Below are 22,154 nucleotides of genomic sequence, written 5' to 3' on the forward strand. Positions count from 1 at the left end.
ATGGTTTCCGGAACGGTAGACTGGTGAATCTTACGGTTACGGAGGCGAGATGCGCTTAGGGTTGGTTGCCTGGATGCTCAGTGGAGTCGCGGCTGCACAGACGAGTCCTTTGATTCCCGTCAAGTTCTTCCCATTGAAAGAAGACGGTCTGGCGATTCGACGTCACGTTGAGGCCGGCAAGCCTTTTACTGTGGCGGGGCTTCAGGGAGTCGTTGCAGGCCAGCAGGAAGGAGGCTTCGAGGCCTGGATTCTGCCGGTGAAGGTGCTGAGCAATTTCAGCATCCGTGCTGAGGTCGATGGATATCCGGTCCCCATCGACCTGAAGCCACATGCCGCTGAGATTGAAGTCTTTCCAGACCACACAACAATCACGTACTCGCATATCGCGTTCACGGTGCGCCAGGTTATCTTTACCCCCGATGCCTCGGAGGATGGCACTGGTGCGGTTGTGCTGTTCCAGATAGATGCCGCGCGCCCTGTCGAGCTGACCTTCAGCTTTACACCTGACGTGAGACCGATGTGGCCCCAGCCAGGGCAGGGAGTGCCGTCCGCAGAGTGGGTACAGCGTGAGAGAAGCGGGTTCTACGTGCTCCACACGGATTTTGCGAATCTCGCCGCGGCGGTGGCGATGCCAAACACTCGGCCAGGAATCATGGCCCCGTATCAGGAGAAGCCGCACTTCTACCCTCTGGAGCTGAAGCTGCGTTATGAGCCCAAACGTGATGGGAATCGCTACTTCCCATTGCTAATGGCGGTGGGGACGACTTCTGCGACAGCGACGAGAGCCGCACTTGAGGCGAAGATCGATCGGCTGAATCAGTCGATCGAGAAGACATACGATGCACATCGTGAGCGGTACGAGCACCTGCTGGAGCAGGTGACTGCGATCCACACGCCAGACGAAGGACTCAATGAGGACTTTGCGTGGGCAGCACTTTCGATTGAGCAACTGCGTGCCAAGGCGCAGCCTGGTGGTGAGACTGGCCTGGTGGCTGGGTACTACTCATCGGGTGACTCGGCACGGCCTGGATTTGGCTGGTTCTTTGGGCGTGATGCTCTTTACACGCTGTATGCGGTCAACGGCTTTGGCGATTTTGCGCTGTCGCGTGAGGAACTCGAGTTTCTTGTCCGGAGGCAACGTGACGACGGCAAGATGATGCACGAGTACTCACAGACAGCAGCGTTTGTCGACTGGCGGTCGCTGCCTTACCTGTACGCGGCGGCTGACGCCACGCCTTTGTTTCTGATGGCCATGCTCGACTACGTGCAGAACAGCGGCGACCTCAAGTTTCTGAACGCCCACCGGGATGCGGTGGAAAAGGCGTGGCGCTTCGAGACAACGCACGACTCCGATGGCGATGGCATCTATGACAATTCGCAGGGAACCGGATGGGTGGAGAGTTGGCCTCCGGGTATGCCGCATCAGGAGATATACCTTGCTTTGCTTGATCGACAGGCATCGATTGCGATGGCGAAGCTTGCGAGTCTGATGGACGATACGAACACCGCGCAGGCTGCAGGAAAGCGAGCAGAGACGATTGGAGCGCGAATCGAGGAGGAGTACTACCAGTCGGCGAAGGATGCCTATGCGTTCAGTCGCAATTCCGACGGGTCGGTTGATAAGACCGAGACGGTCTATCCGATGATCGCGTGGTGGGGTGGTGGTCAAGGCCTTGCGCACGCGGATGCCAGCTTCAGTCGATGGGCTTCGCATGACTTCTCGACCGACTGGGGGTTGCGGGATATTGCCCAGAGCGATCCGCTTTACGATCCAATCAGCTATCACCAGGGCTCCGTGTGGCCGCTGTTCACGGGCTGGGCTTCGGTGGCAGAGTATCGCACTGGCCATGTTCTCTCAGGCTACGCACACCTGATGCAGAACGCCGATCAAACGACGACACAGGACTTGGGGGCAGTCACGGAGTTGTTGTCAGGGGACTATTTCCAACCTTTCGGCCGCAGTACGAGTCATCAGCTGTGGTCTTCGGCTATGGTCATTATTCCTGCGTTGCGAGGCCTGTTTGGGATCGAGGTTGATGGGCTTTCACACGCCGTTCGGCTGGCTCCGCACTTGCCTGCGGATTGGGATCACGCAGTAGTGGACAGGCTGCATGTGGGAGATTCTGTTTGCTCTCTCGAATACGCTCGCATGGGAGGAAAGCTCCTGGTGCGTGTGAAGACTACTTCTGGTCCGGCGGTTCATCTGACAGATGGGCATACTGCAAGTTCAGCATCAGGTGGAAGTGCCGTTGAATTGAATCTGCCGCGGGTAGAGGTGACGATCCCACATGAGCTACCGCTACCGGGCTCACGTACTGCACAGATGAAGGTCCTGAATGAACGTGGGGAAGGGAGGAGCCTGACGCTGGAACTCGAGGGTGCCGGAGGTTCCACGGTCACGCTGAAGCTTCGCAGGAATCAGCCGAAACTCAACCTTCATGTTCAGGGAGGGACACTCTCGGGCACGGACGGGCTAGAGGTAAAGTTCCCTGACGGGAGTGGTTATCAACGCGCCAAGCTGGTCTTGAGCTGGTAGCGCGATCATCTCGTTCCTCTGCAGGTAAACACCGTCGTCCAGCCGAAGCCCACGACGTTGCTCAATCTTGCTCGTGCGTTATTGCAGGCTGCCTACCCAGGAGGCATAAGGAGGCAGAGTGATTGTCAGGCTGGACTGCTGATTGAGCGAGGGAGCATCTGTTAGCAGAGTGCTTACCTTGGCGCCGTGAACTCCTGCCCGGCCTGGATCCAACGTGACGGTCTGCTGTTGGGCGGTGCAGTTCAGCGCGACGAGTATCGAATGGTGTCCGGCGACGTCACTTCGGATGTACGAAAGAACCGATGGGTTCGTCTCGTCCAGCATGATCATATTGCCGTGACGCAAAGCCGGATCGTTCCTCCGCATCGTGATGAGCTGCTTGTGCCAATTGAGGAGTGAATCGGGGTTGCTCTCCTCGGCTTTCACATTTTTTGTCTCGTAATTCGCCGCTACGGGCAGCCAGGTGGAGTCGGCCATGCTGAAGCCGGCGTTTTTCGAATTGTCCCACTGCATTGGAGTGCGTTCGCCATCACGGCCCTTTTCGCGCGGCCAGCCCGTTATGCCGATGGGATCCTTGACTTCTTCCTTGCGGGTTGGAGGCGTTGTAACCATGCCGATCTCTTCGCCGTAGTACATCATCGCAGTGGACCGCGAGGTGAATAAGATCGTCGCAAGGATTCGGGCAATCGCGTCATTGTGAACGCCATCGCCATAGCGATCCCAACTGCGAATGTTGTCGTGATTGTCGAAGACGAAGAGGGGCTGATTGCCATTGATCTTGGTTTCTGCGTCGTTGATGCGTTGACGAAGCAGGTTTGCATCGAGCCTGTTGGAGAAACCCACCTGCATGTCCATAGGCAGTTCGAGCTCGTCGTGCTTTGCGCCGCCGTACCACTTGTCGAGCTCCTGGATATTGGGCAGATAGGTCTCCCCGATCAGCACGCGATCGCCGGGATATTTATCGGTCATGGCGCGGAGGCGCCGCATCACGTCGTGTACTTCAGGAAGATTCTCGTAACGGTCGTCCTTTTGACGCCGATCTCCATAGGCATTGGTTCCCTCAAGCTCTTCAGCATCACGGAGTTGCGGATCTTCAAAGAGGGTAGGAATTGCATCGAGCCGGAAGCCGGCGACTCCGCGGTCAAGCCAGAAGCGGACGGAGCCGAACATGGCCCGCTCGACTGCCGGATTTCTCCAGTTCAGGTCCGGCTGCTGAATATAGAAGCGGTGATAGTAGTACTGGCTGGTCTTCGGATCGTACTGCCACGCGGAGTGGCCGAAGATGCTGATCCAGTTGTTCGGAGGATTGTTGGGAGGCGTTCCGCCTGCTTTTCCATCGCGCCAGACATACCAGTCACGCTTCGGATTGGACTTTGAGCTGGCAGACTCGATGAACCATGGGTGCTTGTCCGAGGTGTGGTTCATCACCATATCCATGATGATGCGGATATTGCGCTTCTTCGCCTCAGCGACGAGACGGTCGAAGTCGGCAAGTGTGCCGTACTGCGGATCGATGTTCTCGTAGTCTGAGATGTCGTATCCGAAGTCGACCTGGGGCGAGGGGTAGATGGGGGAGAGCCACAGGGCGTCGACTCCTAGTGATTGCAGATAGTCAAGCCTCTGGGTGATTCCGTTCAGGTCGCCGATGCCGTCTCCGTTGGAGTCCTGAAAGCTGCGGGGATAGATCTCATAGATGACAGCATGCTTCCACCACGGGTCATCGGTTGGCTTCGTCGTGTCTTTCGCGATGGCCGCCCTATTGTTGCTCTGTGCAAAAGAGATGCTGCCATATGGGCCTGCGGCTGCGCCGACCGCCAGCGCAACGAGGCAGAGGCAAACATTGACGAGTCGAATCATCGGTTGGCTCCAGAGTTCTGCGAATTCGGCAACACTATAGCATCGCGTCGACGCAGTGCGTTTGATTGACATAGCGAAGCTGTTTTGACCACGTCGAAGTAGAGTGTTGTGATGGGATTGTTGTCAGGAGTGTTTTTCGTGCCGGTGGGAGCCGCACGATTTGCGGACTGCCGTGTGGGTTTGCAGGAGAACATCACGCGTAGGGAAATCGGGTCTCTCCAGCCTCTGCAACATTGTCGCAATGGCCATCGCTCCTATGTCTGCGCAGTTCTGGTGCTGCGTGGTTAGCGGCACAGGCAGAAGGCTTGCGTACTTAACGTCATCAATGCCGACGACACGCATCTGGTCAGGCACCTGAATGCCACAACCTGACAGACCAGCCATTACGCGTGCTGCTGTGAAGTCGTTGGCGCAGACGATCGCATCCGGCCGGCACTCTTTGAGTACCTTTTGCAGAAAGCTTGCGTCATCCGGATCTCCCCGCCGCACAAGGTCCTGTTGAGGCTTGATTCCGTGTGCGAGTAAGGCCTCGCGATATCCCGCGATGCGCGCCGTTACCGTGGAGGCCGAGAGTGGTCTTGCAATAAATGCGACACGCTTTACGCCGTGCTCGAGCAGATGCTGTGTGATCAAGAAACCGGCGCGGCGATTGTCGATACCCACAAGGTCATACTTTGATCGCATGGGATAGGGCGAGTAGCAGCGGTCGAGCAGGACAATCTGAATCCCCGCATGATCAAGCGCAGAGACGATGCGATTGTTGACTGCATCCTTGGCTGGCGTAAATTCCAACGGCGCAAAGAAGACACCGGAGACCTTTTGTGAAATATAGTGCTGGCACAGGTGCTCAGCTTCCTTCTCCTGCTGAGCGGCCTCTCCCATGGCGTGCCCCCAGAGCAGGGAGTGAGGTTTCGATAGCGGGGATTGCATCATCCCATGACAGATTGGCTCGAAGATCTCTGTACGTCCCAGGTCGGGGATCAGGAGGCCAAAAACGCGGCCGTTTTGAGTGGAGGGTGCCAGGACATGCGTCCCAGAGCCTGCCCGTCGCGAAACCATTCCGTGCATTTGAAGTTCATTGACGGCCTTTGCAACAGTGATACGCGACGTATCGTAGTGTTTGCCGAGTTCAGCCTCGCTGGGCAAACGGTCTCCAGGCTTAAATTGACCTGACTTGATGGCGGAAAACAGATCCTCATAGACCTGGCGATACCTTGGAATACCGGCCGAGGTTGAAGGGGCTGGACCAGGCGGGCGGTGTTGCTTCGCCTGTGATTCCGACAGACGTGCCGCTACTTGCGCAGCTTGTCTGATTTTCATGTGGTCTCCAGTACTGGCCCGTGGCGGGCGCAAGCATAGATTCCTACTTTATCGGAATGAACGAACCTGGGAGGATTGTAGACCTTTTTCAAATCCCACGACCGACGCTTGGTTGGATATCCGAGCCTTGCAGGCGATGCGCTAGCTATAGGGGTAACTGTAAATGATATATCAATGCAGATGATGTGACCTAAAAATGACATGCTGTCCCATTGACATTTATTGCGGGACGCGAGTACCTTGCTGGCAAATTTGTTTCGGAAGTTCTGGGTCGGAAGTTTAGAGAGTCGACTAGTTCAAAGCGTTCCTGTCTTAGCAAGGGGATTGCAGCGACCGACGAGCACGCCGACAGTTCGCATAATCTCCATAGCGATAGAGGCAGGTGCAGCATTTATCAGGAGAGCCTGTTATGCGAGTCGCTACCAGAATCATCGCGCTTGCAGCGGTCACGCTGCTCATCTCTTCACCAAGTGTTCTTGCACAAGCCGTTTACGGATCGATCTATGGAACCGTCGCAGATGCCTCGGGTGCGGTTGTGCCCGGTGCGACTGTTGTCGTTACGGATGTTTCCAAGGGCACCTCGAGTACTATGCAATCGAACGCCAGCGGCGAATTCGCTGCGGATCACCTCATTCCAGACGAGTACGACCTGAAGGTGACGGCTGCGGGATTCCAAGCCTATGAGCAGAAGGGAATCCACGTCTACGCTGACACCGCAGTTAAAGCCCAGATAAGCATGGTGGTCGGGGCTTCGGAGCAAACCGTCGAGGTAAACGCGGATACGGTGCCTCTATTGAAGACTGACCGCGCCGACGTGGCAACGGTCTTCGCGCAGAAGGAGGTTGTGGATCTTCCCTTGGCGGGGCGCAACTTTACAAGTCTGCAGTTGCTACTGCCGGGCGCGCAGCAGTTGGGCTGGAGCCACGCCGCCAGCGAAAACCCGCAGGGCAGCCAGCAGATCGAGGTCGACGGCCAAGCGTTCGCAGGTGTCGCCTATGAACTCGATGGAACCGACAATCAGGATCCGATCCTGGGCATTATCGTCGTCAATCCGAATCTGGACTCGGTCTCAGAGTCGAAGATTACAACGCAGAACTTCGACGCGGAGTTTGGCAAAGCCGTCGCGTCGGTTGTGACGGCGCAGACCAAGTCGGGCTCGAACAAGTTTCATGGCTCGGCCTTCGAGTATCGTATAAGCGCGGCCAATGTCGCAAGAGATCCTTTCAGTCAGGGACCAGGCCGTCCAGTTCCCCAAGCACTTAAGAACCAATTTGGTGGTTCGCTCGGCGGGCCCGCTCTCAAGGATAAACTCTTCTTCTTCGTGGACTACCAGGGGGTTCGTCAGAAGGTTGGTGTATCAAACGTCCAAACCGTCCCGTCCCACCTTCTGGTAGAGACCTGTCTCGGAAAACAGGTAGGGCCGAGCGGAATTCCGGGGTGCGACTTTAGCGAATATGCAGCCAAAGTCACTCCTATCGGCTCGGGAATTATCTATCAGCCCAACGGCGTCGCCTATCCAGGCAATGTTATTCCCGCCTCTCAGGTCTCAACGCAGGCCAAGAATCTTCTTACTCTCCTCGAGCCCTACGCTCCGAATATCCCAGGCAGCCAATTCGGCGGCCTGCAGGCAAACTATGCCGCCGGTGGTACGGGCGGCTTGAACAGCGACCAGTGGGATGTACGCGGCGACTACTCGATGAGCGACAAGGTTCACTTCTTTACCCGATTCAGCCGCTTCACCGACGTTCTTTCCGGAAAGGTGATGTTCGGTGCGGCTGGAGGAGCCGGGTTTGGTTTAGGCGGTTACGGCGGCACATCCCAAGGAGCGAATGACAGCTTAGCGATCGGCACTGACATCGCCATCAACGCAACGCTCCTGACCGATATCCGCTTCGGCTACTACCGATACAACATCAACACTTCAAAATACGACCAGACCACCGAACTCGCTAACCAACTAGGCATTCCCGGAATGAACCTCGGGACGACTATCACAGGCGGCGCGCCGAGCTTCCAGCTAGCCGAAGTGGGTTCGCAGACCGGACCGTCGCCCGCTAATGGGCAAAGTATCGGACCGCAGTACGGCGGTGGACTGAACGTAGATCGCTGCAACTGTCCGCTCATTGAGAAGGAGGATCAGTACCAGATTGTCAACAACTGGACGAAGATTCGTGGCACCCACTCATTCAAGGTAGGCGCTGACCTTCGTTACGCGCGGAACCTCCGCGTACCCAGCGATAACGACCGCACAGGAATTCTGTACTTCAGCAATCAACCGACCTCCAATCCTAACGCGGCGGTGCAGGGGGGCCTTGGTTTTGCGACCTTCGCCCTGGGCTTAGTAACGCAGTTTAACCGTTATGTGAGCACCTCGACCAACGCGAAGGAGTTTCAGAAGCGCACATTCTTCTACGCACAGGACACGTGGCGCGTTACCCAGAAGCTGACTCTGAACTACGGTGTTCGCTACGAGGTCTTTTTCCCCGAAACCATCAATAAATCTGGGAATGGAGCTCTTCTGGACCTGAAGACCGGCTACCTGAGGGTTGCAGGCGTGGGCACCGTCGCCAGCAATATGAACTGGGGCAGGCCCAACGCCTGGAGCCCGCGGTTCGGCATTAATTATCAAATCCTCCCGAAGACCGTCATCCGCGGTGGTTATGGCCGCAGTTACGACATCGGAGTGTTCGGCTCCATCTTCGGGCATGCTGCAACGCAGAATCTCCCTGTTCTCTCCAACCAGATAGTCACAACGACTACCGGCGTGCTGGGGCATGCATTCACATTAGCCCAGGGCCCCCCGGCCCCGACACCGATTGCGGTCCCCGCCAACGGCCTCCTTCCCAACCCGGGTTATGCAGTCCAGTCAAGGTCTCGTCCCAGCCCGCTGCGCCTTCCAAACCTGGATGCATGGAACCTAGGTGTGCAGCAGTCTCTGTCACCGACGGTCTCGGTGACCATGACATATGTAGGGAACAAGGGCACACATACGCTCGCCGATTACGACAGCAACACAAACAACCCCAACGAGGGAGCTATCTTTCTGCCAGCGTCGTACAGTATCACTGGCCAGGCCCTTCACTACGACCATTCAGTAAGCACCACCACGAACTATGGCGTGAAGGCGTTGAACGGTCAGCCGGTCCTTGGCATCTCACCTAGCGGTGGAACCAATAATCTGACGTATCTGCAACGCTACTACGGAGGAAAGCTCCCGGCCTGCTCGGACCCGGCGTATCAGGTATCCGACCCATTGATCAGCCCCGGCCAATGCGGCTGGACGAACGGTCTCACGAATTACAGCAATAACTTTGACTCGCACTACAACGCGGCGCAGGTAACCGTGACCAAGCAGTTTACAAAGGGCCTGTCCCTGAACGCAAACTACGCGTGGCAGCGTTCCACCAGTTGGCAGAACAATTTTTCTACCTGGGATAAGCGTGCTGCCAAAGGACGAAACAGTTTACTCAGGCAACAGCAGATAATCGTTTACGGCCTATATGAATTGCCGTTCGGACGAAATAAACCCATAGGCGGTGATGTGAGGCCCTGGGCAAATTATCTGATAGGAGGATGGCAACTCAGCCCGGTGCTCAATTACTCGAGCGGACTCCCGTTCACGCTCGGCTACGGTGAATGCGCCAACGCAGTGCCTAGTTCAGCACCGTGCTATGTCAATGGAAGGCCAAGCGATTTTCACAATCGCATCAGAGGCTATCCTGGTGCAGGGTTGACCTACTACGACGCGCAGACGCTGGGCACGACCTTCACCGCACCTGGGCTCGACCAGATAGGTACGGTCGGAAGGAACAGCGTCTTCGGGCCGCACTTCTTCAATACGGATCTTGCGGTTATGAAGAACTTCCCGGTTAAAGAGTACGTGACGCTCCAGTTCCGCATGGATGCGTATAACGTCTTCAACCACATCAACTTCGGCAATCCGGGCGGTAGTGGTGCTAACTCTAATGCTAATATCGAGCAGGCCGGGACCATCAGTGGTGGCCCAGGTATCAACGGCTCAAGCAATCCACGGCAGATCCAACTCGTATTCCGAGTGCAGTTCTAACGGTCAGTATGAAACACCATAGAGGGGGAGCTTCGGCTCCCCCTTCGCTTATACACTTGTTGCAGGTTGCCCGCATGGTTCGCATTTGCAGGTTCAAGGCAGTTGTGGTGTTGATGCTCGTTGCTGGTGCATCTTCCCCTGCAAGGGGGTGGCAATCAGCGGCCAATCCAGCTCAAGTGGAGGCTCCCTCAGGCATCGTCGAAAGCGTTGCTCAACTCAGGCAACTGATTGATCGCGGCCACCCTGCAGAGGCCCTCCTACGCCTTGATCAACTCAAGCTGCAGCGTCCCACGCCTCCTGGCGTCGACCGCCTGCGGGGGGTTGCACTGTATGCACAGAATCGTTTTGCGGAAGCTGATGCCGCCTTTGGTGCGGCGATTAAGGCTGACCCCCACGATGAGGAAGCGATGCAGATGCGCGGTCTCACGCTCTTCCGTCTCGGAAAGCCGGACGAAGCAATCCCTTTGTTTGAAGCGGCGCACAGTTGGAACCCGCAAACGAAGTACGATCCAAACTACGTGCTCGCTCTTTGCTACTCGGACACGCACCGCTACGACGATGCCCGTCATGCCTTCGCCGCTCAGTATGGCTTTGCGCCAGACTCCGCATCGGCCTACCTACTGGCTGCGCGGCTATTCTTCCGCCGAGGGTATCTGTCGACAGCGCAGGACTATGCTGCCAAGGCTCTGGAACTTGACCCTCAACTTCCGCTCGCTCACGGACTGTTGGGCGAGATCGCGCTTGCCGGAGAGCACCTGGATGTGGCGATTGCGGAATTCGAAAAGGAACGCGCGCGAAACCCACTTGAGGGAGGGATCTACGATCGACTAGGAGACGCATATACCCGCTCCGGCGACTACATCAAAGCCGAGCGGGCGTTGCAACAAGCACTTCTCCTTGAACCGAACGCGACGGGCCCTTATATCCTGCTGGGCAAAGTTTTGCTGCGCCAGAAGGACCCGGTCAGCGCAGCGATGTATCTTGAGCGAGCTGAAAAGATGGATCCGGGGAATACGATGACCCACTCTCTGTTGGGGCAGTCGTATCGAGCCATGGGACGCGCTGAAGACGCGAGCCGCGAGATGCAGATCGTTCAGAAGCTTTCAACAAAGGAAGCTCAATCAGAGCCGTCCCATTAGCTTCGCCGGCACTACCGAGGTCCCAAGGGATCAATACAGCGTCACCGCGTTTGAAGATGTTCGAGTTGCATATTGGGTGGCTCACCTTCGTGCCAGATCAGAAGCCGATTACTTCACAGGCACGGCGATCTGGGACGTCCGCAACGATGGGAAACTGCTTCGCAACCGAGTCGAACGGGCCGCTTGGGAAGTATTTCAACAATTTTAAGTCATAGTGTTGCTCACTTCCTCGCCAACTTTGCTGCTCTTTGGCTCGGTTTATGCAAAATCGCCTATTGACTCAGTGACGGTCATAAGCCTAGTGAAGACTGACCTTTAGGCGCGATGATGCGATGCAGGCTTCAGTTTGTGTCAAAGAGGCGGAAAGCGGCGAGAATTCCGACACGATCAGTAAACACAAGCAAACCCAGAAAATCTCATTGTGATCTCGGCTGATCAATTTTGGAGCACGCCTGCAAACTTTCTCGCATCAAGCGATAATGATTCAGACGAGTTGATCTACGGAGCTTCTCGGCTAACGATTGAATGAGTATGTAGAGAGATTTACGACGGGTACTTTCGAAAGGCTCCCGCCAATTCTGCGTTATTGGTTTTCTTAGTTTTCTGCAGAAAGACTGGCGCGTATCTTATGAAGATCCTGAGCTTGCGATTGATTATCGCGTTGATTGTTGGTGTGACTTTGGTTTCGCTGGCTTCGTCCTGGTACGAAGTGAGGACGACTAAGGATGCACTACGCCGTGAGCTTGAAAGCAAGGCTGAAACGCTCGGCCAGAGCTTAGCCACTGGTGCAGAGGCGCCCTTACAAGCCGGAGACACTGCCAGGTTGGAGCTGATGATCCAGCGCTCCACCAACCACGACCACGTGCTGGGAATTGGTATCTACGGTCGCGATGGTATTCCGCTGGTTGTAACCCCAGGTCTGGGTTCTCTGATATCGGGCGCGCCGAAGCTCATGTCGGACGCACTTCACGGTAATCGCACTGTAAGCGAATTTGTGCGTTCGCACTTGAAGCGAACCCATATGCTAGTCGCCCCCATTCGCACAGCAGACAATAAAGTAATCGGGGAAGTCATTGTCGTCCAGGATGCGACCTACATACGTACTGAGATTATTCGTGCCTGGAGCCGATTCTTCCTTCGTATCGCGATCCAGGTACTGGTGATCGCAAGTATCACTCTTCTAGTTTTGCGCTGGAGTCTAACGGGGCCGATTGCGCGCATTTCGCTGTGGATGAAGGCGCTTCGTACAGGACGCCACGCCGTTCAACCCACAGCACAGGATCTAAATCTTCTATCGCCCTTCGCGAATGAGCTAGCTCCGCTGGCGGAAAGCATGCAACAGGCACGTGCAGCGGCGGAGGCAGAAGCCAGATTGCGCAACATCAACGAATCTCTGTGGACCGCCCAGCGGCTCGCGGATCATGTGCGCAACAGGCTCAATGGCAGCAACCTTTTTGTGGTCTCAAATCGCGAGCCCTACAGGCACATCCGGCAGGACAAAAAGGTAAAAGTCACAGTTCCGGCCAGTGGTCTTGTTACGGCAATTGAGCCGATTCTTCGTGCATGCCACGGAACCTGGGTGGCTCATGGAAGCGGTAATGCGGACGCAGACACTGTGGATATACATGACCGGCTACAGGTTCCACCAGACGATCCACGTTATACGCTTCGTCGCGTCTGGCTCAGCAGTGAAGAGGAAGATGGTTACTACAACGGGTTCGCGAACGAAGGTTTGTGGCCACTCTGCCACATCGCTCACACGCGGCCGACCTTCCGCACGTCAGACTGGGAATACTACAACACGGTCAACCAGAAGTTCGCCGATGCCGTAGTAGAAGAGATAGCGGGCGAGGAGCACCCTGTGGTGCTGATCCAGGACTACCACTTCGCTCTCTTGCCCCGCCTGCTAAAGGACCGGTTGCCCCATGCGAGGGTCGCTATCTTCTGGCATATTCCCTGGCCCAATGCCGAATCGTTCAGCATCTGTCCCTGGCAGCGGGAACTGCTTGATGGTCTGCTGGGAGCGGACCTGATCGGCTTTCATACGCAGGCACACTGCAACAATTTCCTGAATACGGTGGACAACGTACTCGAATCCAAGGTTGACTGGGAACACTTTTCTATCGAGCGCAACCAACATCGATCGTCTGTACTCCCATTTCCGATCAGTGTTGAATTCGTCGAGGATCGTTCTGAGGCCCAGACAGGAATGAATGCCGAAGAGGAGCGTAGCGCGCTGCTTCTGGAACTGGGCATCGAGGCGACATACCTCGGTGTAGGCGTCGACCGTGTGGACTATACCAAGGGGATACTGGAACGATTCCAGGCTGTTGAGTCACTTCTGGAGCGGTATCCCAAGTATCAAGGCAAATTTACGTTCATTCAGATTGGTGCACCGACCCGCAGCCGTATCAAGCGCTACGCTGACTTTCAGGCCGAGGTCAGAGCTGAGGCCGAAAGGATCAATGACCGCTTCAAGCGGGGGAAGTGGAAAGCTATCGTCTTCAAGAACCGGGAGCACACACATGAGGAAGTCCAGCGCTATTATCGAGCCGCTCATTTGTGCATGGTCACGTCCCTGCATGACGGGATGAACCTGGTAGCAAAGGAGTACGTGGCAGCGCGGCAGGACGAGCGTGGGGTATTAATCCTGAGTCGTTTCACTGGAGCCGCGAGAGAGTTGCATGACGCGATCATCGTGAATCCCTATGACATTGAGTCCACCGCCGAAGCAATTGCACAGGCACTCGAAATGAATGTGAGCGAGATGGTCGATCGAATGAGGCGAATGAGAAGGTCCGTTAGGGAGCGAAACATATATTGGTGGGCTGGTAGTCTGATCCGCGAGCTCTGTGAACTCCGCCTAAAACAAAAGGGATATACAAATATCTCTGTGATTCGTAAAGCGCAGGTGGAGAGATAGCTTGCAGAACAGATTGACGACAAGTGTGCTCGAAGCTTTTCTGCAACAGATCAAGGCAGCGCCGTCATCGGTGCTGCTGCTCGATTATGACGGCACGTTGGCACCGTTTCACGTGGACCGGAGCCGTGCCTACCCCTACCCTGGAGCTGTTTCGATCCTGGAAAGAATCGTGCGGTCCGGCAGAACAAAAGTCATCATCATTTCGGGACGGCCCATCCTCGAACTGCGGACCCTCCTCGCTCCGATGAACAACCTCGAGATGTGGGGAACGCATGGCCTGGAGCGTCAGTTGAGCGATGGAAGTTACAGTCGTGGCCAGGTCAGCGACGAAAACGCAACGTCCTTGGCCGAGGCCGAGGAGTGGATTACTGCGGCGGGGCTAGCATCTAGGGCGGAGATCAAACTTGGTGGCATCGCTGTCCACTGGCGGGGATTGCCCCCTGCCGAGGCGAGGAGTGTGCAAGTACTGACTCGGGATGGCTGGACGGAGTTCGCCAAGCGATCAGGACTCAAACTGCTCCACTTTGAAGCGGGTTTGGAGCTGCGTGTATCACATCCTGACAAGGGTGATGCAGTCAGGTCGATACTTGCGGACTTGGAGCCGAGCGTGCCCATCGCATATTTGGGGGACGACCTTACGGATGAAGACGCTTTCCATGTTCTAAGCGGGCATGGACTTACAGTGCTTGTGAAAGCTGATTATCGTGAGTCCATCGCGGACGTCCGGATCAGGCCTCCGCATGAATTGATCGACCTTCTCGAACGATGGCTAATTAATATTTCCGGATAGTCTGGTTGGATATATAGATTCGTTCCTGCCGCGCTCCACTCATGGTTGCCATCTCGTTGGCATACCGGACAGCTTCCTCCGCGTTCGTTTGTCTGGACGATCAATTACGACGACGCCGCGATGGAACTCCAACGACGAGGACAATTGATGAAGAAAGCGAAGAACAAGCCGCTACCGCATGAGGCTGCAGCTACGGCCGTCACGCCGCCTTTAAACTCTAAGGTCCGTGGGGTTGCCAATATGGCGTGCCTTTTTAGCGTCTGCGCCAAAGCACAATCACAGACCGAGGCCCCGTTCGATAGCTATACCCAGCAACAGCGGGTGCTTCTTCCCACGACCCTATGTCCTGGGGCGCTTCTAAGAAGGTGTCGATCCATCGCCTCCATGACACTTCGGACCCATCTTCTGAACGCGGGAGTTCGAATTCCAGCGGCTCCCAATAGGCATTGAAGATTAAGTAGACATACATGGCCTGATGGGGAAGTTCGACGCTTAGAGCGATGCTGTGGGAGTAATCGCTCCAATCTGGCTGGTTAAGTTTTACTCCGTGCCAGCCTTTGATCCCCGCTCTGATCAGCTGAGTTAAGGTCATCCGCTTCTGTTCCGGACCAACGTCTCGCAGCACTCGTCTGGCGATCAGCAGTTTCACAAAGCGATGCACATCGGCATGCTCCACCGGCAGAGACCAATCAAACCAATTACTATCATCGTCAAGACAATAGGCGTTGTTGTTACCGTACTGCGTTCGCCGCGCTTCATCTCCCATCGCAAACATGGGCAGACCTAACGATATGAGAGTTGTAGTCAGGAAATTCTTTACTTGACGGTTTCGGAGTCTCTCAACGTCAGAATCATTGGAAGGACCTTCGACACCACAGTTCCAGCTTCGATTGTCGTTCGCGCCGTCGCGGTTCTGCTCCTTATTGGCGTCGTTGTGCTTCTGATTGTAAGTAACCAGATCATGGAGTGTGAATCCGTCGTGACAGGTCACGAAATTCACGCTTTGCTCAGCTTCGCGCTCCTTGTGTTGATAGACCTCGTGGCTGCCGACCAGGCGGTCTGCGAAATTGCTTACTGAACCATTGTCACTACGTAAGAAGCTTCGCACATCGTCGCGGAAGCGCCCATTCCATTCCTTCCAGCTATCACCAACGAAGCTGCCGACCTGATAGAGCCCTGCCGCGTCCCAAGCTTCAGCAATCAGTTTGACCCCTGCCAAAGCTGGATCCGATTCAATATCCCAAAGAACAGGAGGACTTGACATGACACGGCCGCTTGAATCGCGCGCAAGGATTGACGCGAGATCAAACCTGAAACCATCCACGTGCATCTCTTCAACCCAATAGCGCAAACTGTCCACGATCATTCGCCTGACGATGGGGTGATTGGCGTTGAGGGTGTTTCCAGTGCCAGCGTAGTTGGCATACCGTGATTGGTCCGGTTCGAGAATGTAGTAAGCGCTGTTATCAATTCCCCGAAAACAGAGTGTTGGTCCGCCGTCGCCGCCTTCGGCCGTGTGATTGAACACGACATCCAGGATGACCTCGATCCCTGCTCGGTGGAGCGCTTTGACCATGTCGCGAAACTCATCCACGGGATCACTGCGATCTTGCCGAGAGCTATAAGCCTGGTGGGGCGCGAAGAAAGAGATAGGTGCATAGCCCCAGTAGTTGACGAGGCCCTTTGGGGAATCCTGTGAATCGAATTGAAAAACAGGAAGCAGTTCAACGGCTGAGATTCCCAGATCCTGAAGATATGAAATTTTCTCGATGACCCCACGGAAAGTGCCGCGCGTCCCTTCGGGAACACCTGAACTGGGATGCATGGTAAATCCCTTGACATGCATTTCGTAGATGACCGACTGCGAGGATGGACGGTGGAGTGGAGCATCTCCTTCCCAGTCATACAATCGTGGGTCTACAACTACGCTCTTCATTGCCGTCGAGGCGGTGTCGCCCTCTTTGCAAGCCGCTTCACGCGAGTAGTTCCTGGGCACAGCGACGCCGCGTCCATAGGGGTCGAGTAGGACCTTGGCCCCATCGAAGCGCATCCCCTTGTTCGGCTCAAACGCTCCATAAACGCGATAGCCATAGATCTGTCCTGCCTTGAGCCCGGGAACGAATGTGTGCCAATAGTGGTAAGTCCGGTTGATAATCGGGTCCAAAGCGATCACACGAGAAGGCCGCGGGTCGTCGTCCCGGTCGAAGAGCAGTAGCTCTACCCCCGAAGCATCGTGTGAGTACAAGCTGAAATTCACGCCTCCCGACCCCACCGTAGCTCCGAGAGGCGCGCTTCGACCTGCATTGGGGGAGAGACTTATAACATTAGGCTGACTGTGCTGACGGGCAGATGCGGGCTCTTCTTCAAAGTCTGTTCGCGACATAGGCCTGCTCCATTGTCATGCTGGTCTTCGACCATCTTCCACTCATGGCGACGCCGCGTGATGGTAACTTGGCTGCCACTTTGCTGGCTTACTCCACGGGACACGGTTTGGCATTCCATATTTCGGACGCATATTCCCGGATGGTTCGATCGCTTGAAAATTTCCCCGAACCAGCAACATTCAAAATGGTCTTGCGTACCCAGTCGTCCGGACGGGCATAGAGGTCCATCATTCGCCGGTCAGCTTCGAGGTAAGGCTTCAAGTCCGCGAGGTGCATGTAGAAGTCTCCGTGCGTCAAGAGGACGTCGCGAAGAGGCTCGAAGACATGTGGCTCGTTACGGCTAAAGTAGTCCGAGAAGATCAAATCCAGGGCTGCACGCGTCTCCGGCTCATGTTCATAGTGCCAGTACGGGCTATACCATGCCCGGTTGCTTGCCACCTGGTCGGCCGTCAGACCGAAGAGGAAGAAATTATCCTCACCTGCTTCTTCTGCCATTTCGATGGTCGCGCCATCGCGCGTGCCGATTGTCAGAGCACCGTTCATCATGAACTTCATGTTGCTGGTCCCGCTGGCTTCGTAACCCGCGGTGGAAATCTGATTCGAGACATCGCTCGCCGGAATCAACCGCTCGGCAAGAGAAACGCAGTAATCGGTCAGAAACAGCACTTTGAGACGACCGCGCACAATCGGATCGCCATCGATCGTTCCGGCAAGGTTGTTGATGAACTTAATGATCAGCTTGGCCAGCTGGTACGCGGGTGCCGCCTTGCCCGCGAAGAAGAATGTGCGCGGCTCCATCTCAATATCCGGCTTTTCCCGCAGTCGGTTGTAAAGCAGTACCACACGCAGCGCGTTGAGCAGTTGCCGCTTGTATTCGTGAATGCGTTTCACTTGCGAATCGAAGATGCTATCCGGATCTACCACTTGGCCGGACTGGGTCTTGAGCCAGTCGGCAAACTGAGACTTAGCTTTGCGCTTTGCCTCTTGAAAGGAGTCACGAAAACCCTTGTCCTCTGCCAGAGGCTTTAGTCTCTTGAGTTGATCAAGATCACGGATCCATGTGTTGCCGATGGCCTCAGTAATCACGTGAGCTAGCGCCGGATTCGCGAGCAGCAGCCAGCGTCGAGGCGTGACGCCGTTGGTCTTGTTGTTGAAACGCTCGGGAAACAGCTCAGCAAGCTCTCTGACTGTCGTTGTCCGCAATAGCTCGGAATGAATTCCCGCCACCCCATTGGTGCTGTGCGATCCTACGATGGCCAGGTTTGCCATGCGAATCTTTCGCTGGCCGCCCTCTTCGATCAAGCTGACTCGCTCGAAATACTGTCTGTCGCCAGGGATGCGTCCCTGGACGTCAAGATGAAAACGGCGGTTAATCTCGAATATGATCTCCAGATTGCGCGGAATGATCGCTTCGAACCAATCGAGCGGCCATTTTTCAAGAGCTTCCGGGAGCAACGTGTGATTGGTATACGCCAAGGCTCGTTGCGTCAGGTCCCAGGCCTGATCCCATCCCAAGTGCGCTTCGTCAAGCAAGATTCGCATCAGTTCGGGCACCGACATCGCCGGGTGGGTATCGTTGAGCTGGATAGCCACTTTATCAGCGAACGTGACCCACTCAGTATTAGCGCGCCGGAAGCGGCGGACCAGATCGGCCAGCGAGCAGGCAACGAGGAAATACTCCTGCAGGAAACGCAAGACCTGACCTTCGCTTGTGGAGTCGTCCGGGTAAAGAACTCGTGTTAGAGACTCTGCTGCGAGTGTGTCGGCCAGAGCCTCTGCGAAGGCGCCGCTGCTGAATTCCTGAAAATCGAAATAATTTGACGCGGACGCGGACCAAAGCCGGAGGGTATTGACCGTGTTCCCGCCGTAGGCGACAACAGGTCGGTCGTGGGGAATACCAAGTAAGGTCGACGCCTGGCCACGCACCAACTGGAACGTCCCTCCATGCAATCGAAAAGAGCAATTCAGTTTTACTTCTACCGCTTCACCAGGACGAATCACCTCCCAGGGGTCAGGATGACGGAGCCAATTATCCCCCTGTTCGTGCTGCCACCCATCCTCAATAGATTGCTTAAACATGCCATATTCATACTGCAAACCGTAGCCCATTGCCGGAAGTTGCAAGGTGGCCAGCGAATCAAGGAAGCAAGCGGCAAGCCGACCGAGTCCCCCATTTCCCAAACCTGCATCCGGCTCCTGCTCCAGCAGCGAAAGCAGATCAACCTTATTTTGCTTCGCGGCCTGGCTCACGAGTGGGTCCAGTCCAAGGTTCATGACATTGTTGGCCAGCGAGCGGCCAAGGAGAAACTCCATGGAAAGGTAGTAGACGCGTTTGGGATTTTCGCGTTCATAGGTTTTCTCCGTGAGCAGCCACCGTTGGGAGAGGACGTCTCGAACTGAGCGCGCGAATGCTTCGTATTGCTGACGGACGCCGACTGTATCAAGATCCTTTACGTTGTCGAAGAGGAGATGCCGATCGTACAATCCATCCGTCCCCGCAAACTGAATGGGCCCACACCCGTATTGCTTAAGGAGTCTCGACACGTCTTGCTGCTCGGCTGTTGTCTCCATGGGAACGATGCGTCTCGTACTCATTGGAATCTCTCCTTCCAAAGCGTCGATTGGATCCTTTGTCCAACCGCTTTCAACTAAGCGGTTTTGCGTGCTTTTTCGTGCGGCCATCTCCAATCGGCAATATCGGGTCTGTCAGTACCGTGCTTGAACGCGTAGTTCCGGCAAGCGATCTGCTCGTTGCGGAATCTATCCGACGCCGCGCTTCCGATACGCTGAAGCTTGGGAACGTATTTGATCACGTCCATGGCCAGGGTAAAGCGGTCGATCTCATTCTCGATCGCCAGCTCCAGAGGAGTATTGATGTTGCCTTTCTCCCTATAGCCGTGGACGTGCAGGTCTTGATGGTTGGTCCGGCTGTAAGTCAGGCGATGAATGAGCCAGGGATACCCGTGAAAATTGAAAATAATTGGCTTATCCATTGTGAAGAGCAGATCGAAATCTATATCCGACAACCCGTGAGGATGGTCTGTTGTGGGTTGCAACTTAAAAAGATCAACCACATTGATGTATCGGATCTTGAGGTCAGGAAACGCTTCACGCAGCATCATGATGGCTGCCAGAGTTTCCTGCGTGGGGATGTCGCCGGCTGAGGCCATTACCACGTCCGGCTCGACGCCTTGGTCATTGCACGCCGGTTCCCACCTGCCGATTCCTTTTGTGCAATGAGTAATGGCTTGATCCATGCTGAGGAATTGAAGGTGCTTTTGCTTGTCGCAGACGATGACGTTGACGTAGTTCTCGCTCCTCAGGCAATGGTCGGCGACCGACAAGAGACTGTTGACGTCAGGAGGCAGGTAAATTCGCGTCACTTCGGAGCTCTTGTTCAGGACCACGTCCAGGAATCCGGGATCCTGATGTGTGAAACCATTATGGTCTTGCCGCCACACGGTGGAGGTGACCAGGATGTTCAGAGATGCAATCTTGTCGCGCCATGGGAGATGGTTGGTAATGGTAAGCCACTTGGCGTGCTGATTGAACATGGAATCGATGACATGGATAAACGCTTCGTAGGACGAAATAAAACCATGGCGTCCTGTAAGAAGATAGCCCTCGAGCATTCCCTCTACGGTGTGCTCACTCAGCATTTCTAAGACCCGGCCGTCGGGACTGAGCTCGCCGCCGTCCGCATCTTCGGGGAAGTAGTCTTCAATCCAGAATTTCTTGCTTACCTCGTAGATATCCTGCAACCTATTCGACGAATTCTCATCCGGCCCGAAGACCCGGAAGTTTTTCATGTTGAACTTCACTACATCCCGAAGGAACGCGCCCAACGGACGAGTGTTCTCTGCTTCGATGGTTCCGGGGGCATCGAACTTTAGCGCGTAGTCCCGGAAGTCTGGAAGACGCAGAGCCTTTTTGATATGCCCTCCGTTAGTGTGAGGGTTAGCTCCCATGCGCCTGGCTCCTGTCGGTGCAAGTTCCTTGAGCTCCGGGATGAGGGTTCCGTTTTGATCAAAAAGCTCCTCTGGCTTGTAGCTACGCATCCACGCCTCGAGGTCATGCAACCGCTTGGGATTGCTCTTGACGTCCGCCATCGGCACCTGATGCGAACGCCAGAAGCCCTCGAGCTTGTGCCCACTAACTTCCCCAGGGGCAGTCCATCCTTTGGGGCTGCGCAAAACAATCATCGGCCACCGGAAACGCTCAGCCTTTCCCGTCTTTCGGGCCGTCTGCTGATGCTTGCGAATCTCTGAAACGCAGTGCTCCACAGTGGCCGCCATCGCCTGGTGCATGCTCTCCGGTTCCGACCCTTCCACAAAGTACGGTGTCCAACCGCAGCCGCGGAAAAATTCTTCCAGTTCCTGGTGACTGATTCGCGCAAGCAAGGTTGGATTGTTGATCTTGTAACCGTTAAGATGCAGCACCGGCAGCACAGCTCCGTCCCGGATCGGGTTCAGAAATTTGTTGATGTGCCACGATGTCGCGAGTGCTCCGGTTTCTGCTTCACCGTCCCCTACGACAGCAGCGACAATCAGATCTGGATTGTCAAACGCGGCGCCACAAGCATGCGAAAGGACATATCCGAGTTCGCCCCCTTCGTGGATCGAGCCGGGAGTCTCAGGTGTGCAGTGACTACCGATGCCGCCAGGAAACGAGAATTGCTTTAAAAACGCACGCATGCCTTGCTCGTCTTCGCTCTTGTCGGTATAGATCTCGGAATAGGAGCCTTCCAGATAGACCGGACCGAGAACCCCAGGTGCGCCGTGTCCGGGCCCGGCAAGAAAAATCATGTCTAAATCGTGCTTTTTGATGACCCGGTTGAGGTGAACGTAGGTGAACGCCAATCCCGGACTCGAGCCCCAATGGCCCAGAAGTCTATTCTTGATGTGCTCTGCCTTTAGGGGTTCCATGAGAAGGGGATTGTCCTGGAGATATATCATGCCGAGCGTCAGGTAGTTACAAGCATTCCAATAGGCATGTATCTTGCGCAATTCGTCGGCGCTGAGCGGCTTTCCTGACACCGTGGCTCTGGCAGGGCCGTATGCGCTCAGAGGCTTGCTCACGGTTTCGCTCTTGATGGTTTTCTTTGCAGTTTTCACTTCTGCGACGGGCGTCATATAGATA

At 55.5% G+C, this 22,154-nt stretch carries 10 protein-coding genes; 5 read left to right on the forward strand and 5 right to left on the reverse strand.

The window, feature by feature from the left end; genetic code table 11:
* The first annotated feature begins 49 nt into the window (after positions 1–49).
* Positions 50–2,536, forward strand: a complete 2,487-nt coding sequence (locus OHL16_RS01175; RefSeq protein WP_263365247.1) for an amylo-alpha-1,6-glucosidase — start codon at positions 50–52, stop codon at positions 2,534–2,536.
* A 78-nt stretch (positions 2,537–2,614) separates the two neighbouring features.
* Here OHL16_RS01175 and OHL16_RS01180 read toward each other — a convergent pair whose 3' ends face one another.
* Complete coding sequence (locus tag OHL16_RS01180) at positions 2,615–4,393, reverse strand: glycoside hydrolase family 13 protein (RefSeq protein ID WP_263365248.1); 1,779 nt, start codon at positions 4,391–4,393, stop codon at positions 2,615–2,617.
* 123 nt (positions 4,394–4,516) lie between these two features.
* Complete coding sequence (locus OHL16_RS01185) at positions 4,517–5,713, reverse strand: GntR family transcriptional regulator (RefSeq protein ID WP_263365249.1); 1,197 nt, start codon at positions 5,711–5,713, stop codon at positions 4,517–4,519.
* A gap of 409 nt (positions 5,714–6,122) precedes the next feature.
* Between OHL16_RS01185 and OHL16_RS01190 the strand changes: the two genes are divergently transcribed.
* The 4 genes from OHL16_RS01190 (at position 6,123) to otsB (ending at position 14,631) form a co-directional block, all read left to right on the forward strand.
* Positions 6,123–9,779, forward strand: coding sequence for a TonB-dependent receptor (locus OHL16_RS01190; protein WP_263365250.1), 3,657 nt, complete (start codon positions 6,123–6,125; stop codon positions 9,777–9,779).
* Positions 9,780–9,853: 74 nt separating this feature from the next.
* On the forward strand, positions 9,854–10,918 hold the full coding sequence (locus OHL16_RS01195) for a tetratricopeptide repeat protein (protein WP_263365251.1): 1,065 nt from the start codon (positions 9,854–9,856) through the stop codon (positions 10,916–10,918).
* A 628-nt stretch (positions 10,919–11,546) separates the two neighbouring features.
* A complete protein-coding gene (locus OHL16_RS01200; RefSeq protein ID WP_263365252.1) occupies positions 11,547–13,841 on the forward strand; it encodes a trehalose-6-phosphate synthase in 2,295 nt (764 codons plus the stop codon).
* A 1-nt stretch (position 13,842) separates the two neighbouring features.
* The gene (gene otsB / locus OHL16_RS01205) at positions 13,843–14,631 is read left to right on the forward strand and encodes a trehalose-phosphatase (protein WP_263365253.1); all 789 of its coding nucleotides are present in this window, start codon (positions 13,843–13,845) and stop codon (positions 14,629–14,631) included.
* Positions 14,632–14,884: 253 nt separating this feature from the next.
* On the opposite strand, the gene glgX is transcribed toward otsB, so the two are convergent.
* The 3 genes from glgX to OHL16_RS01220 form a co-directional block, all read right to left on the reverse strand.
* Positions 14,885–17,014, reverse strand: a complete 2,130-nt coding sequence (gene glgX / locus OHL16_RS01210; RefSeq protein ID WP_396127123.1) for a glycogen debranching protein GlgX — start codon at positions 17,012–17,014, stop codon at positions 14,885–14,887.
* Between the two features lie 88 nt (positions 17,015–17,102).
* On the reverse strand, positions 17,103–19,610 hold the full coding sequence (locus OHL16_RS01215) for a glycogen/starch/alpha-glucan phosphorylase (protein WP_263365254.1): 2,508 nt from the start codon (positions 19,608–19,610) through the stop codon (positions 17,103–17,105).
* A gap of 53 nt (positions 19,611–19,663) precedes the next feature.
* Complete coding sequence (locus tag OHL16_RS01220; protein WP_263365255.1) at positions 19,664–22,147, reverse strand: phosphoketolase family protein; 2,484 nt, start codon at positions 22,145–22,147, stop codon at positions 19,664–19,666.
* Positions 22,148–22,154: the final 7 nt, after the last annotated feature.

The sequence above is a fragment of the Edaphobacter bradus genome, from assembly GCF_025685645.1.
GTDB lineage: Bacteria > Acidobacteriota > Terriglobia > Terriglobales > Acidobacteriaceae > Edaphobacter > Edaphobacter bradus.

Excerpts from the sequence above, each read along its gene's own strand:
- OHL16_RS01190 (WP_263365250.1), top strand. The coding sequence starts at position 6,123 with ATGCGAGTCGCTACCAGAATCATCGCGCTTGCAGCGGTCACGCTGCTC.
- OHL16_RS01195 (WP_263365251.1), top strand. The coding sequence starts at position 9,854 with ATGGTTCGCATTTGCAGGTTCAAGGCAGTTGTGGTGTTGATGCTCGTT.
- OHL16_RS01215 (WP_263365254.1), bottom strand. The coding sequence starts at position 19,610 with ATGAGTACGAGACGCATCGTTCCCATGGAGACAACAGCCGAGCAGCAA.
- OHL16_RS01180 (WP_263365248.1), bottom strand. The coding sequence starts at position 4,393 with ATGATTCGACTCGTCAATGTTTGCCTCTGCCTCGTTGCGCTGGCGGTC.
- OHL16_RS01185 (WP_263365249.1), bottom strand. The coding sequence starts at position 5,713 with ATGAAAATCAGACAAGCTGCGCAAGTAGCGGCACGTCTGTCGGAATCA.
- OHL16_RS01220 (WP_263365255.1), bottom strand. The coding sequence starts at position 22,147 with ATGACGCCCGTCGCAGAAGTGAAAACTGCAAAGAAAACCATCAAGAGC.
- glgX (WP_396127123.1), bottom strand. The coding sequence starts at position 17,014 with ATGTCGCGAACAGACTTTGAAGAAGAGCCCGCATCTGCCCGTCAGCAC.
- OHL16_RS01200 (WP_263365252.1), top strand. The coding sequence starts at position 11,547 with ATGAAGATCCTGAGCTTGCGATTGATTATCGCGTTGATTGTTGGTGTG.
- OHL16_RS01175 (WP_263365247.1), top strand. The coding sequence starts at position 50 with ATGCGCTTAGGGTTGGTTGCCTGGATGCTCAGTGGAGTCGCGGCTGCA.